This is a genomic window from Streptomyces sp. NPDC007907 (assembly GCF_042959365.1).
Classification (GTDB): domain Bacteria; phylum Actinomycetota; class Actinomycetes; order Streptomycetales; family Streptomycetaceae; genus Streptomyces; species Streptomyces indiaensis.
In genome coordinates this window covers 555,753-569,860 of the sequence record NZ_JBIBKR010000005.1, presented here as the reverse complement: position 1 = coordinate 569,860, position 14,108 = coordinate 555,753, and the positions used below count along the sequence as shown (strand labels likewise).

Genomic DNA, 14,108 nt, shown 5'->3' with positions numbered 1-14,108 from the left:
GCGTCGTCTCGCTGAAGGGGCCGGGTCAGGCGAGTGCCTCCACGGCGGTCGCGGCAAAGCCGTGATCCTGCTCGGGGGCGCCGCCGCCGACGCCGATCGCGCCGATCAGGCGACCGTCGCGGTGCACCGGCACGCCTCCGGCGATGAACAGCAACGGCCGGTCGAGTGCGGTGGGCAGCGTGTGGAAGAGGCCTCCGGGCTGCACCGCGTCCACCAGGTCGGCGGTGGGCGCGTTCAGCTGGAGGGCCGTGTAGGCCTTGCGGGTGCTGGTCTCGCCGGAGATCAGCACGGCACGGTCGTCGCGCCGGAAAGCGAGCAGGTGGCCGCCCGCGTCGAGGACGGTGACGCTGACGGTGACGCCCGCCGACTCGGCGGCACGATGGGCGGCGGCCATGAGGGCGTCGGCGTCCTGGGTGGTGAGGGGGGCGACTGCGGTGGTGGTGCTCATGATGGGGTTCTCCTTGAAGACTTCCGGTCGTTCCGGGCGGTGAGGCCGGTGGGGGTGGTTCGGTTGCTCATTGGTGGACGGCAGCGCGCTGCTCGGCTCGAGCGGAGCGGGTGACGACGGTGCTGGGGCCGTCGGCGCGGCGCTCCAGGGCGGCCGAGACGAGGGCCAGGACCAGAGCACCGGTGGCCAGGGCGGCACCGACCCAGTTGGGGGCGGTGTAGCCGAGGCCCGCCGCGATCACCAGGCCGCCCAGCCAGGCGGAGAGCGCGTTGCCGAGGTTGAAGGCGCCGATGTTGACGGCCGAGGCCAGGGTCGGGGCGCCGTGCGCCTGGTCGAGAACGCGCTTCTGCAGCGGTGGCACGGTGGCGAAGCCCAGGGCACCGATCAGCGCGATGGTGATCGCCGAGAGCAGCTTGTCGTGGGCGGTGACAGTGAACAGGGCCAGGACGACGGCCAGGGCGCCCAGAGAGACGTACAGCATGGGCATCAGGGCGCGGTCGGCGAACCTGCCGCCGACGAGGTTGCCGCCGACCATGCCCAGGCCGAAGAGGACCAGCAGCCAGGTGACGGAGCCGTCGGCGAAGCCCGCGACCTGGGTCATCATCGGCGCGATGTAGGTGATGGCCGCGAAGACACCGCCGAAGCCCAGGACCGTCATGGCCATCGCGAGCAGGACCTGCACGTTCTTGAAGGCGGCCAGCTCGTGCCGCAGACGTACGCCCTCCGCCTTGGGCATGTCGGGGACGAGCCGGGCGATGCCGGCCAGGCCGATGACGCCGAGGGCGGCGACGATGCCGAAGGTCACCCGCCAGCCGACGGACTGTCCGACGAGCGTGCCCAGCGGGACACCGACGACGTTGGCGACGGTCAGACCGGTGAACATCATCGCGATGGCTCCGGCCTTCTTGTCCGGAGCGACGAGGTCCGCCGCGACGACCGAACCTATGCCGAAGAAGGCGCCGTGGGCGAGTGAGGCGATGATCCGGCCGGTCAGCATGACGGAGAAGGCGGGGGCGAGCGCCGAGAGCAGGTTGCCCGCGATGAACAACCCCATCAGCAGCATCAGCATCCGCTTGCGGGAGATCCTGGTGCCGAGCACGGTCATCAACGGGGCGCCGAACATGACGCCGAGCGCGTAGCCGGTCACCAGGTAGCCGGCCGTGGGGATGGAGACCCCGTAGTCACTCGCGACCTCGGGCAGCAGACCCATGATCACGAATTCCGTCGTTCCGATCCCGAAGGCCCCGATCGCGAGGGCCAGAAGCGCGAGAGGCATGGAGGGGTACCTTCCCAAACGATTGCAGGAGCGCTTTGCGTGCGTCCACAATAGTTGCAGACGCGGGCTATATGCAACCGCCGTCAATTGCGGTGCTGCTCTATCCTGGGTGTCAGCCGCTCCGGGACGGAGGAAACCAATGACAGCGACGGACCCCGCGCTCACCGCTCTCGCCCAGAGCTGGTGCGCCCTCTCCCTGCTCCACGGGAGGATCGAGGCGCACATCGAGCGCGCTCTGCAGGCCGGGCACGACCTCAGCGCGCGTGAGTACTCCCTGCTGGACGTGCTCAGCCGACAGCACGACGGCGACGGGGGACATCTGCAGATGAAGCAGGTCGCCGACGCGGTCGTCCTCAGCCAGAGCGCCACCACACGCCTGGTCACCCGGCTGGAAGACCGGGGTCTCCTGGAGCGCTACCTGTGCCCCACCGACCGCCGGGGCATCTACACGAACGTCACTGCGGCGGGCCTCGAGTTGCTGGAAGCCGCGCGCCCGACCAACGACGCCGCCCTGCGCGAAGCCCTCGACGAAGCGGCGAAGAACCCGGAACTGGCACCCCTGGTCCGAGCCGTGGAGACGCTGAAGGCGCCGGTGCCCGCATAGAGCCCTCGAGCCCCTCCGCACGGCACCGGCGCACCGCAGCTGCGTAAGGTACGTGCATGGGAGATCTTGAGATACGCGCTGCCGTGGCCGACGACGTCCCCGCGATCGTCGCCATGCTCGCGGACGACCCACTGGGTGCGCAGCGCGAGTCACCGGACGACCTCACCCCGTACCTGACCGCGCTGGAGCGGCTCAGCGCCGACCCGAATCAGCATCTGGTCGTGGCGGCCCGGGAGGGCAAGGTCGTCGGCACGCTCCAGCTCACGATCATCCCCGGCCTTTCCCGGCGCGGGGCGACCAGGTCGATCATCGAGGGCGTGCGCATCCATGCGGACGAGCGCGGCAGCGGCCTGGGAACCCGGCTCATCGAGTGGGCGATCGAGGAGTCCCGGAACCTGGAATGCCAGTTGGTCCAGCTGACCTCCGACAAGACCCGCACCGATGCCCACCGCTTCTACGAGCGGCTCGGGTTCACGGCTTCCCACACGGGCTTCAAGCTCCCGTTGTGACGGCAGGCGTGGGCGCCCTGTTTCACGTGAAACAGGGCGCCCACGCATCTCACGTCTACCCGATTCCGCGCCACCCCTCGGGGTCGACACCACCCGGTACAGGAGCGCCCTCGTCATACGGCTGACGCGTGAACACGAACGAACCGAGGTCCAGGTGGCTCACGGCCCCGTCAGACCGCCGTACGGCTTGCAGGAGCTCGCCCGCGTAGTAGCCCTCCAGTCCCGTCCAGGTGCCGTCACCGTTCGAGCGGAACCGCGAGCGACGGCCTACGCCGGTCAACGGCCCCAGCGAGACGAGTCCGTCGGCCATCAGGCGCAGGGCGAAGGCGTGCGTCCCCCAGTACCACTGCCCCGTCAGCTCCAGCAGCGACGGGTCGGCCCCACGCAGCGGCTTCCACGGAGCGGGGATGCGTGGCTCTGCCTCGGCCACGATGCGGACCAGATCGGCCGCGACAGGGAACAGCAGCGGTCCTGACGTGGAGTTGGCCAGGGCGATCGCCGCCACGTCGTCCTCGATGCTGATCATGAGACACGCGAGGAACCCGGGCAGCGAACCGGTGTGACCGACCAGGGAGCGGCCGTTCCGACGCCGGATCTCCATGCCGAGGCAGTAGGCGTAACCGCTCGCCACGTCCGCCGCCTCATGGGCCGCGGCCGGTGTCCTCATCTCTCGCAGCGAATCGGCCCTCAGCACCCGCTCGTCACCGTTGAGCAGGAAGGCCGCGAACCGCGCCAAGTCACCTCCCGTCGACCACAGTTGGCCGGCCGGAGCCATACGCCCCAGATCCTCGACGGGCTCGGGAAGCATTACGTCCGCCCAGGGATGCACGGCCCAGCCCCCCGCGTGAGGTGCCACAGGCCGCACGCTCGTGCGACGCAAACCCAGAGGTTCGAGCACTTCGCGCCGAAGGACCTCCTCCCAGGAAGCTCCACGGAGCTTCTCGATGAGAGCGCCGAGCAGGGCATAACCCGGGTTGGAGTAGTGGAATCGCCGGCCTGGCGGGGTCAGCAGGGGCCGGTCGCCGAGTACGTCGGCGAGTTCGGGCCGCAGGTCCCCGGGGCTCCGCTCCCACCACGGGCCCGGCGTCTCGGCCGGCAGCCCTCCTGTGTGCGCGAGGAGTTCGGCGATGGTCGCCTCCCCCACGCCGGTACCCGGCAGATGCTTCTCGAGCGGGTCCTCGAGAGCGAGTGCGCCCTCGTCACGCAGCCGCAGCACGAGAACCGCCGTGAAGGTCTTGGTGATCGAGCCGATCCGGTACTGCACGTTCTCGTCCGGCGCGTGCCCTTCCACCGAGGTCCGTGCGCCCGTCCACACCGTCGTACCGTCTCGTACGACGGCCGCGACGAGCGACGGAGTCCGGCCCTCGGCCTGCGCGACGGCGATGCGGTGCAGCAGAGCGCGACGTGTGCCGGGAAGCAGCTCTCCCTGAAATGTCGTCATGGGCCCAGTCCACCCGGCCCGGTGTCCCCGAGTCGAGCACATTCGGCATCAGGGCATGTGGGGCCGGGACGGATCAGGTCTGCGCCATGTCCACGAACCGCGAGTAGTGCCCCTGGAAGGCGACAGTGATCGTCGCCGTCGGGCCGTTTCGGTGCTTGCCCACGATGATGTCCGCCTCGCCCGCGCGGGGCGACTCCTTCTCGTACGCGTCCTCGCGGTGGAGAAGGATCACCATGTCGGCGTCCTGCTCGATGGAGCCCGACTCACGCAGGTCGGACACCATCGGCTTCTTGTCCGTGCGCTGCTCGGGACCACGGTTGAGCTGGGAGAGCGCGATCACCGGGACTTCCAGCTCCTTGGCCAGGAGCTTGAGGTTACGGGACATGTCCGAGACTTCCTGCTGACGGCTCTCGGCGCGCTTGGATCCACCGGACTGCATCAGCTGCAGATAGTCGATGATCACGAGCCTGATGTCGTTGCGCTGCTTCAGCCGACGGCACTTCGCTCGGATCTCCATCATCGACAGGTTCGGGGAGTCGTCGATGTACAGAGGCGCGGAGGAGACCTCGGGCATCCGGCGCGCCAGACGCGTCCAGTCCTCGTCCGTCATGGTGCCGGACCGCATGTGGTGCAGGGCGACGCGGGCCTCCGCGGACAGCAGACGCATCGCGATCTCGTTGCGCCCCATTTCCAGGGAGAAGATCACACTCGGCAGGTTGTGCTTGATCGACGCGGCCCGGGCGAAGTCGAGGGCCAGCGTCGACTTACCCATGGCGGGACGGGCCGCGATGACGATCATCTGGCCCGGGTGCAGGCCGTTGGTGAGCGAGTCGAAGTCGGTGAACCCGGTGGGCACACCGGTCATCTCGCCGCTGCGCGAGCCGATCGCCTCGATCTCGTCGAGCGCGCCCTCCATGATGTCGCCGAGCGGCAGGTAATCCTCACTGGTGCGCTGCTCGGTGACCGCGTAGACCTCTGCCTGGGCGCGGTTGACGATCTCGTCGACGTCGTCATCGGCCGCGTATCCCATCTGCGTGATACGGGTCCCGGCCTCGACCAGGCGGCGCAGGACGGCCCGCTCGTGAACGATCTCCGCGTAGTACGCCGCATTGGCGGCCGTCGGCACCGTCTGGACGAGGGTGTGCAGGTACGAGGCGCCGCCGACCTTGTTGATCTCGCCGCGCTTGGTGAGTTCGGCCGCGATCGTGATGGGGTCGGCCGGCTCGCCCTTGGCGTAGACGTCGAGGACGGCCTGGAAGATCGTCTCGTGGGCCGGCTTGTAGAAGTCGTGACCCTTGATGATCTCGACGACGTCGGCGATGGCGTCCTTGGACAGGAGCATGCCGCCGAGGACGGACTGCTCGGCGTCGATGTCCTGCGGCGGTACCCGCTCGAACGACGGGGACGATCCGCCGTCCCACGCCCCGTTGTCCCTGCCGCGCTCGTGCTGTTCGTCGCGGCCCCGGGCTCCGTCGTCGCGTCGGCGGGAGGCGGGGAGACGATCACTGGGACCGGTCTCGGCCCACGGGTCGTCCAAGGGCTCGGAAATGCTCACCGAGCCACCTCCTCCCGTCCGCCGAAGCAGACCTAGCCGTGCCCCTCTTTTCTACGGCACGGCACTGACAAATAAGAGGCCCAACTCCGGTTGGCACACGCCGGTTTTGTGGCGTTCTGAAAACCGGCGGACGGAGCGGGCGCCGGACCACCGTAGGCCTCTCGGCACCGTCAGCCAATCTGGTTATCCACAGGCCATGTGGACGACGGCCCAGATGCTGTGGAGAACTCCGCGAAACCTGTGCACGACCCGGTGGACAGGCCTGTGAACAAGCGACCCCGGGCGCCAAGGAAGAGCCTCTGACCTGCATCGTTACCGTCCACCGGCTGTGCAGAAGAAAAACTTTCCCAACCGGCCCAAGATCACCTCGAACAGTGCACAGCAGTGCGCACGCCAGGACGCAAAGTAAGGATCGCAATACCTTTGCATCTCTTACCTGTGGACGATTAGATTGGTGCACATGACACAGGCCCCCGCGCGTCGTCCCACCGGCCGGAGACAGCACGACCGAGAGATCATCGCGTTGGCTGTGCCGGCCTTCGGTGCCCTGGTCGCCGAGCCCCTCTTCCTGATGGCCGACACCGCCATCGTGGGCCATCTGGGCACGGCCCAACTCGCCGGTCTCGGCGTCGCCTCCGCCCTGCTGATGACTGCCGTCAGCGTCTTCGTCTTCCTCGCCTACGCCACGACGGCAGCAGTGGCCCGCCGTGTCGGCGCGGGCGACCTCCAGGCCGCCATCCGACAGGGCATGGACGGCATCTGGCTGGCCCTGCTCCTCGGCACCGCCGTGGTCGCCGCGGCGTTGCCCACAGCCCCTCACCTCGTGGACCTCTTCGGCGCCTCGGACGCGGCGACTCCCTACGCGATCACGTATCTGCGCATTTCCGTGCTCGGCATACCCGCCATGCTCGTCGTCCTGGCTGCCACCGGTGTCCTGCGCGGATTGCAGGACACCCGCACCCCGCTCTACGTCGCCATCGCGGGCTTCGTCGCCAACGGTGCCCTCAACGCCGGCCTGGTCTACGGCGCCGACCTGGGGATCGCCGGTTCCGCGTGGGGCACCGTCATCGCCCAGTGCGGCATGGCCGCCGTCTATCTCGTGGTGGTTCTGCGAGGAGCACGCAGGCACGGGGCCTCACTGCGCCCGGATGCCGCCGGGATCAGGGCCTCCGCTCAAGCCGGTGTCCCGCTCCTGGTGCGCACCCTCTCACTGCGGGCCATCCTGATGATCGCCACAGCGGTCGCCGCCCGTCTCGGAGATGCCGACATCGCCGCCCACCAGATCATCCTCTCGCTGTGGAGCCTGCTGGCCTTTGCCCTCGATGCCATCGCTATCGCGGGACAGGCCATCATCGGGCGCTACCTCGGAGCCGGTGATGCCCAGGGGGCCCGGGACGCGTGCCGCCGCATGGTGGAGTGGGGTATCGCCGTCGGCGTCGTCCTCGGCGCTCTGGTGGTTCTCACCCGACCGGTGTTCCTGCCGTTGTTCACCAGCGACCCAGCCGTGAAGGACGTGGCGCTGCCCGCCCTGATCATCGTCGCCCTCTCCCAGCCGATCTCCGGGATCGTCTTCGTCCTGGACGGCGTCCTGATGGGAGCCGGCGACGGCCCGTATCTCGCCTGGGCCATGCTGCTCACCCTGGCGGTATTCACACCCGCCGCTCTCCTGGTCCCGGTACTGGGCGGCGGCCTGACCGCGCTCTGGGCCACGATGACGCTGATGATGACCGTCCGGATGCTGACCCTGTGGCTCCGTACCCGCTCGGGCCGCTGGATCGTCACGGGCGCCACCCGCTGACCGTTGGCGTAGACCGCGGTCTGTTTCACGTGAAACGCTCTGTGTTTCACGTGAAACAGAGGATGCTCCACAGAACGTGGTGTTTCACGTGAAACATGGCGTCGCTCGACAGATCCGCCCAGCAGACACGAAGGGGCCGCACCCCACAGGGTGCGGCCCCTTCGCTCATTGCCTCAGCGAGCGCGGCACTCAGGCCGCGACGACCTCGATGTTGACCTTGGCGGCAACCTCGGGGTGCAGACGCACGGACGTCTCGTGAGCGCCCAGCGTCTTGATCGGCGAGCCGAGCTCGATGCGGCGCTTGTCGACCTCGGGGCCACCGGACGCCTTGATCGCGGAAGCGATGTCGGCCGGGGTGACGGAACCGAAGAGACGACCGGCGTCGCCGGAGCGGACGGCCAGACGGACCTTGACGCCCTCGAGCTGGGCCTTCACAGCGTTGGCCTGCTCGATGGTCTGGATCTCGTGGATCTTGCGAGCACGGCGGATCTGCTCGACGTCCTTCTCGCCACCCTTGGTCCAGCGGATAGCGAACTTCCGCGGGATCAGGTAGTTGCGAGCGTAACCGTCCTTGACGTCGACGACGTCGCCCGCGGCACCGAGGCCGGAGACCTCGTGGGTGAGGATGATCTTCATGTGTCGGTCACCCTTCCCTTATCGCGCGGTGGACGTGTAGGGCAGCAGCGCCATCTCACGGCTGTTCTTCACGGCCGTGGCGACGTCACGCTGGTGCTGCGTGCAGTTACCGGTCACGCGGCGGGCACGGATCTTGCCGCGGTCGGAAATGAACTTCCGCAGCATGTTCGTGTCCTTGTAGTCCACGTACGTGACCTTGTCCTTGCAGAAAGCGCAGACCTTCTTCTTCGGCTTGCGCACAGGCGGCTTCGCCATGGTGTTTCTCCTGTGTGATCAAGAAGTGTGGGGTGCGAGCCCGCCCTTAGAAGGGGGGCTCGTCCGAGTAGCCGCCACCGCCGCCGCCGGAGTTTCCACCCCAGCCGCCGCCAGTTCCCTGGTTGCCACCGGCGGGAGCACCGGTCGCCCACGGGTCGTCGGCGGGAGCGCCGCCGCCCTGCTGACCGCCACCGGGGCCGCCGCCCCAGCCGCCGCCACCCTGGCCGCCGCCACCGCCGTAGCCACCCTGGCCACCCTGTCCGCCGCGGCCGGTGGTCTTGGTGACCTTGGCCGTGGCGTTGCGCAGGCTGGCGCCGACTTCCTCGACGTCCAGCTCGTAGACCGTGCGCTTGACGCCCTCACGGTCCTCGTAGGACCGCTGCTTCAGCCGGCCCTGCACGATGACGCGCATGCCTCGCTGGAGCGACTCGGCGACGTTCTCCGCCGCCTGACGCCAGACCGAGCAGGTCAGGAAGAGGCTCTCGCCGTCCTTCCACTCGTTCGTCTGGCGGTCGAAGGTGCGGGGGGTGGACGCGACACGGAACTTCGCGACCGCCGCACCGGAGGGGGTGAAGCGCAGCTCGGGGTCGTCGACAAGATTGCCGACAACCGTGATGACGGTCTCGCCTGCCATGGGGGAACCTCTCGGCGGGTTTGCTCTGGCTGCTTGCTACTCGAATCCCGGAACCAGCTGAGCTGGGAAGCTCAGTGGGTCTCGGGACGGAGGACCTTGGTCCGGAGGACCGACTCGTTCAGGTTCATCTGGCGGTCGAGCTCCTTGACGACCGCAGGCTCGGCCTGCAGGTCGATGACCGAGTAGATGCCCTCGGGCTTCTTCTTGATCTCGTACGCGAGACGACGACGGCCCCAGGTGTCGACCTTCTCGACCTTTCCGCCGCCATCACGGACGACGGAGAGGAAGTTCTCGATCAGCGGAGAGACAGCGCGCTCCTCGACCTCGGGGTCGAGGATGACCATCACCTCGTAGTGACGCATGTGGAACCCACCTCCTTTGGACTCAGCGGCCACGGTCGTTCCGTGGCAGGAGGGTTGTGATGCGTAGGCAACGGTATCGACCACCACTGACAATCGGGGTTCTGGCGAGAAGCCCCTGCCATGACGTGGGCAGACACCGGTGCGGACGGTACAGAGTACCCGCACAGCGGCTTGCGGTTGAAATCCGACCGCCAGGGCAGCCAATCTGTACACATCGGGTGTGTATGGCGCTACGATGCGCCGACTTTCGCAGGAGGTGCCCTATGGCACAGGCATTGCGACCCAACACCGGCGGCGGCCTCTTCGCCACGGACGGCAAACCCCATCCCCTCCAGGACGCCCTGCTCGCGGTGACCCTGCTGCTGGGCCTCTTGTCGTTCCTCACGGCGATCATCGACGAAGACCTGCATCTGCTCAGCTCCTGGGCCGGCCTCGTGGGCATCCTCACGGGTGCCTACGGCCAGTGGATCTCGGAGACGACCCGGGAGCGCTTCGGTCTCATCCTCGGCCTGGGCGCATCGGGCGTCGGGTTCTTCCTGGGCATGGCGCACGGCGGCCTCATCGGCTGACGCCAGGACACCTCCTCATCTGAACAGCGGATCACGCCCCGGCCGGCCTCGGGCCGGGGCATAGGCCCCGTACGCCCAACCGGCGCGCTCCCAAGGCGCAGTAGGCTTCGCGCGAGAGCCGGAGCCCCTGACCCCATGGGGACACACCAGCCCGAGGAGCGCCCCGAAATGAGCCTGACCCTGAGGACCATCAGTCGCGAGCAGCATCTGGCCTACATCCAGAGCCTGCCGTCGGCGAGCCACATGCAGGTCCCGGCCTGGGCTGACGTCAAGGCGGAGTGGCGCTCCGAGAACCTTGGCTGGTTCGACGACCGCACCGGCGAGATGGTCGGTGCGGGGCTGGTCCTCTACCGGCAGCTTCCCAAGATCAAGCGCTACCTCGCCTACCTGCCCGAGGGCCCGGTCATCAACTGGTTCGCGCCGAATCTGCAGGAATGGCTCGAACCGATGCTGGCGCACCTGAAGCAGCAGGGTGCCTTCTCCGTGAAGATGGGCCCGCCGGTGATCATCCGGCGCTGGGAGGCCCCCTCCATCAAGGCGGGCATCCAGAACCCGGACGTGAAGCGCCTGCGCGACATCGAGGCCGACCACATCGAGCCGCGTGCCTTCGAGGTGGCCGACAAGCTGCGCCGCATGGGCTGGCAGCAGGGTGAGGACGGCGGCGCCGGCTTCGGCGACGTCCAGCCCCGCTACGTGTACCAGGTGCCGCTGGCGAACCGTTCCCTGGAAGAGGTCCACAAGAACTTCAACCAGCTGTGGCGCCGCAACATCAAGAAGGCCGAGAAGGCCGGCGTGGAGGTCGTCCAGGGCGGCTACCAGGACCTCGAGGAGTGGCAGCGGCTGTACGAGATCACGGCCGTGCGTGACCACTTCCGGCCGCGCCCGCTGTCGTACTTCCAGCGCATGTGGACGGCCCTCAACACCGAGGACCCCAACCGCATGCGGCTGTACTTCGCCCGGCACAACGGCGTGAACCTGTCGGCCGCGACGATGCTGATCGTCGGCGGGCACGTCTGGTACTCCTACGGCGCCTCCGACAACATCGGCCGCGAGGTGCGGCCTTCGAACGCGATGCAGTGGCGGATGCTGCGCGACGCCTACGCGCTCGGCGCCACCGTCTACGACCTGCGCGGCATCTCCGACTCGCTGGACGAGACCGACCACCTCTTCGGCCTGATCCAGTTCAAGGTGGGTACCGGCGGCCAGGCGGCCGAATACCTCGGCGAGTGGGACTTCCCGCTGAACAAGCTGCTGCACAAGGCGCTCGACATCTACATGTCGCGCCGCTGATGTCCCGTTCAGTGCTTCTATACCTCTGACACACGGCAACCGCCGATATCACGGCACCGCGAGAAAGGTTCCAGGTCCGGCCATGGCGCTCACGCTCTACGTCGACACCGCGCGCTGGCGTGCGCACCACAAGCACGTACAGGAGCAGTTCCCGGGCCTCGTACCGGTCTGCAAGGGCAACGGCTATGGCTTCGGGCACGAGCGGCTGGCGGAGGAGGCCACACGGCTGGGCTCGGACGTCCTGGCCGTCGGCACGACCTACGAGGCCGCCCGGATCAAGGACTGGTTCGGCGGGGACCTGCTGGTGCTGACGCCGTACCGGCGCGGCGAGGAGCCGGTGCCGCTGCCGGACCGCGTCATCCGCTCCGTCTCGTCGATAGACGGTGTCTATGGTCTGGTCGGCGCGCGCGTCGTGATCGAGGTGATGTCCTCGATGAAGCGGCACGGCATCGGCGAGCAGGACCTGGCCCAGCTGCACGCGGCCATCGAGAACGTCCGTCTGGAAGGTTTCGCCATCCATCTCCCGCTGGACCGCACCGACGGCTCGGACGCCGTCGAGGAGGTCATCGGCTGGATGGACCGGCTGCGTGCCGCCCGGCTGCCCCTGCACACCATGTTCGTCAGCCACCTCAAGGCCGAGGACCTCGCCCGGCTCCAGCAGCAGTTCCCGCAGACTCGCTTCCGGGCCCGCATCGGCACGCGGCTGTGGCTGGGGGACCACGACGCCACCGAGTACCGAGGGGCGGTTCTGGACGTCACGCGCGTCGCCAAGGGGGACCGTTTCGGCTACCGGCAGCAGAAGGCGGCCTCGGACGGCTTCCTGGTGGTCGTGGCGGGCGGTACGTCGCACGGAGTGGGCCTTGAAGCCCCCAAGGCGCTGCACGGCGTCATGCCGCGTGCCAAGGGAGTCGCCCGCGCCGGCCTCGCGACGGTGAACCGGAACCTGTCTCCGTTCGTCTGGGGCGGCAAGCAGCGCTGGTTCGCGGAGCCGCCGCACATGCAGGTCTCGATCCTGTTCGTGCCGGCGGACGCGCCCGAGCCGAAGGTCGGCGACGAGCTGGTGGCCCATCTGCGGCACACCACCACGCAGTTCGACCGGATCATGGACCGCTGACCGCCACGAGTCACCTCTCCCGCAGCACAGCAAGAAGGCCGTACACGGTGTACGTGTACGGCCTTCGGCGTTGCCCGCTACGGCATCCCGACGGTTCGCTCAGAGCGAACCGCCCGTGGCACCAGGCCTGCCCCACTCGACCGATGTCCCGTCGAACTGGGCGGTCACGGGCTGCCGTGGGCGGGCCGCCGGGCCGAGGACGAAGACGTCGTCGGCACCGTCGAGGACACCGCCCGAGGGGTCGTCGTCACCGGACCGACGCACCGGGTCCCGATCCGGCATGAAGATGTCGCGCACGACCATCACGCACAGGTAGAGCGTCCCGAGCAGATGCAGGCCGATGGCCCAGTGGTAGCCGTCCGTGGGCAGCCCTTTGTGGGCATCTCCGCTGGTCGTGTACGCGAGGTAGAGCCAGATCCCCAGGAAGTACACCACCTCGCAGGCCTGCCAGATCAGGAAGTCCCGCCACTTCGGCCGGGCGAGGGCAGCCAGCGGCACCAGCCACAACACGTACTGCGGCGAGTAGACCTTGTTGGTGAGGATGAAGGCCGCGACGATCAGGAAGGCGAGCTGGGCGAACCGCGGGCGTCGGGGAGCGGTCAGTGCGAGCGCCGCGACGGCCGCACAGCAGACCAGCATCAGCAGCGTGGCCAGGGTGTTGACCGTGTCGGTGCTGAGCGGGTCGTCCGAGTTCTGCGCCATGATCAGCCAGAAGGAACCGAAGTCGACGCCCCGTTCCTGGCTGAATGTGTAGAACTTCGACCAGCCCTCGAAGGCGAAGAGCATCACCGGTCCGTTCACCACGACCCAGGCGACGATCGCGCCCCCCAACGCCGTCCCGAACTCCCGCCACCTGCCCGCGCGCCAGCACAGCACCATCAGCGGCCCGAGGAGCAGGAAGGGGTAGAGCTTGGCGGCCGTGGCAAGCCCCAGCAGGACGCCGAAAGCGAGGGAGCGGCCACGTGACCACATCAGCATCGCCGCGGCGGTCAGAGCGACCGCCAGCAGGTCCCAGTTGATGGTCGCCGTCAGGGCGACCGCGGGTGCCAGGGCGAGGAGCAGACCGTCCCAGGGGCGCCGGGCGTGGGTACGGCTCACGCAGACGGCGATGACCGACGCGCACACCATGAGCATTCCGGCATTGACCATCCAGTACCACTGTTCCTGGTCCTGGATGGTGCCGCTCCCGGGCGTGAGCCAGGAGGCGACCTCCATGAAGACTCCGGTGAGCACCGGGTACTCCAGGTACTGCATGTCGCCGGGGAGCCGGTCGAAGTACGGCACGAGCCCGTCGGCGAAGCCGCGCCCCTGGTACAGGTGCGGGATGTCCGAGTAGCACGCGTGCGTGTACTGGGAGCTGGCGCCGAAGAACCAGGCGCCGTTGTAGCAGGGCGCCTTCTGGACCAGGCCGAGGGCGAACATGCCGATCGCCACCAGCGCGATCACCCGCACGGGCGTCCACCAGGACGACCCGAGCAGGGCACGCCGCCCGAGCGGACCGCCGATCAGCTCGCTGCCGGCCGCGGCGACCTCGTCCTCCTTGGTCGGCCGCACCGGCTCCCGCTCATGGACGCTCGCTTGCGTCGATTCTGCACTGGGCATGCCGCACATCCTGCC

15 protein-coding genes are annotated in these 14,108 nt (G+C 68.4%); 6 read left to right on the top strand and 9 right to left on the bottom strand.

The genetic code is table 11. The features are described from left to right. Positions 1–25: 25 nt before the first annotated feature. Together ACFZDI_RS23390 and ACFZDI_RS23385 are read right to left on the bottom strand one after the other, a co-directional pair. Positions 26–448 (bottom strand): heme-binding protein, encoded by a 423-nt coding sequence (locus ACFZDI_RS23390; protein ID WP_391252946.1) that lies wholly within the window; start codon positions 446–448, stop codon positions 26–28. Positions 449–515: 67 nt separating this feature from the next. After that, positions 516–1,724, bottom strand: a complete 1,209-nt coding sequence (locus ACFZDI_RS23385) for an MFS transporter (protein ID WP_391252944.1) — start codon at positions 1,722–1,724, stop codon at positions 516–518. Between the two features lie 139 nt (positions 1,725–1,863). Between ACFZDI_RS23385 and ACFZDI_RS23380 the strand changes: the two genes are divergently transcribed. Next, a complete protein-coding gene (locus ACFZDI_RS23380) occupies positions 1,864–2,328 on the top strand; it encodes a MarR family transcriptional regulator (RefSeq protein WP_361114542.1) in 465 nt (154 codons plus the stop codon). 56 nt (positions 2,329–2,384) lie between these two features. Further along, on the top strand, positions 2,385–2,837 hold the full coding sequence (locus ACFZDI_RS23375; protein WP_234750340.1) for a GNAT family N-acetyltransferase: 453 nt from the start codon (positions 2,385–2,387) through the stop codon (positions 2,835–2,837). A gap of 55 nt (positions 2,838–2,892) precedes the next feature. Here ACFZDI_RS23375 and ACFZDI_RS23370 read toward each other — a convergent pair whose 3' ends face one another. Then, on the bottom strand, positions 2,893–4,278 hold the full coding sequence (locus ACFZDI_RS23370; RefSeq protein ID WP_391252940.1) for a serine hydrolase: 1,386 nt from the start codon (positions 4,276–4,278) through the stop codon (positions 2,893–2,895). Between the two features lie 73 nt (positions 4,279–4,351). Next, a complete protein-coding gene (gene dnaB / locus ACFZDI_RS23365; protein WP_234750338.1) occupies positions 4,352–5,833 on the bottom strand; it encodes a replicative DNA helicase in 1,482 nt (493 codons plus the stop codon). A 460-nt stretch (positions 5,834–6,293) separates the two neighbouring features. Between dnaB and ACFZDI_RS23360 the strand changes: the two genes are divergently transcribed. Beyond that, on the top strand, positions 6,294–7,631 hold the full coding sequence (locus ACFZDI_RS23360) for an MATE family efflux transporter (RefSeq protein ID WP_234750336.1): 1,338 nt from the start codon (positions 6,294–6,296) through the stop codon (positions 7,629–7,631). Positions 7,632–7,820: 189 nt separating this feature from the next. Here the strand turns inward: ACFZDI_RS23360 and rplI are convergent, their stop codons facing one another. The 4 genes from rplI to rpsF all read right to left on the bottom strand — a co-directional run bounded on the left by rplI (position 7,821) and on the right by rpsF (position 9,518). After that, the gene (gene rplI, locus ACFZDI_RS23355) at positions 7,821–8,267 is read right to left on the bottom strand and encodes a 50S ribosomal protein L9 (protein ID WP_033309881.1); all 447 of its coding nucleotides are present in this window, start codon (positions 8,265–8,267) and stop codon (positions 7,821–7,823) included. A gap of 18 nt (positions 8,268–8,285) precedes the next feature. After that, the gene (rpsR, locus tag ACFZDI_RS23350) at positions 8,286–8,522 is read right to left on the bottom strand and encodes a 30S ribosomal protein S18 (RefSeq protein ID WP_003949403.1); all 237 of its coding nucleotides are present in this window, start codon (positions 8,520–8,522) and stop codon (positions 8,286–8,288) included. A gap of 46 nt (positions 8,523–8,568) precedes the next feature. Further along, positions 8,569–9,156 (bottom strand): single-stranded DNA-binding protein, encoded by a 588-nt coding sequence (locus ACFZDI_RS23345; protein ID WP_391252937.1) that lies wholly within the window; start codon positions 9,154–9,156, stop codon positions 8,569–8,571. Between the two features lie 71 nt (positions 9,157–9,227). Further along, positions 9,228–9,518: a 30S ribosomal protein S6 gene (rpsF, locus tag ACFZDI_RS23340; protein WP_030847098.1), complete on the bottom strand. Its 291-nt coding sequence runs from the start codon at positions 9,516–9,518 to the stop codon at positions 9,228–9,230. Positions 9,519–9,781: 263 nt separating this feature from the next. Between rpsF and ACFZDI_RS23335 the strand changes: the two genes are divergently transcribed. The 3 genes from ACFZDI_RS23335 to ACFZDI_RS23325 all read left to right on the top strand — a co-directional run bounded on the left by ACFZDI_RS23335 (position 9,782) and on the right by ACFZDI_RS23325 (position 12,491). Further along, positions 9,782–10,087: a hypothetical protein gene (locus ACFZDI_RS23335; RefSeq protein WP_234750333.1), complete on the top strand. Its 306-nt coding sequence runs from the start codon at positions 9,782–9,784 to the stop codon at positions 10,085–10,087. 168 nt (positions 10,088–10,255) lie between these two features. Continuing rightward, complete coding sequence (gene femX / locus ACFZDI_RS23330) at positions 10,256–11,377, top strand: peptidoglycan bridge formation glycyltransferase FemX (RefSeq protein ID WP_351631819.1); 1,122 nt, start codon at positions 10,256–10,258, stop codon at positions 11,375–11,377. Positions 11,378–11,459: 82 nt separating this feature from the next. Continuing rightward, positions 11,460–12,491: an alanine racemase gene (locus ACFZDI_RS23325; RefSeq protein ID WP_234750329.1), complete on the top strand. Its 1,032-nt coding sequence runs from the start codon at positions 11,460–11,462 to the stop codon at positions 12,489–12,491. A gap of 99 nt (positions 12,492–12,590) precedes the next feature. Here ACFZDI_RS23325 and ACFZDI_RS23320 read toward each other — a convergent pair whose 3' ends face one another. Next, positions 12,591–14,102: a glycosyltransferase 87 family protein gene (locus ACFZDI_RS23320; protein WP_391253234.1), complete on the bottom strand. Its 1,512-nt coding sequence runs from the start codon at positions 14,100–14,102 to the stop codon at positions 12,591–12,593. Positions 14,103–14,108: the final 6 nt, after the last annotated feature.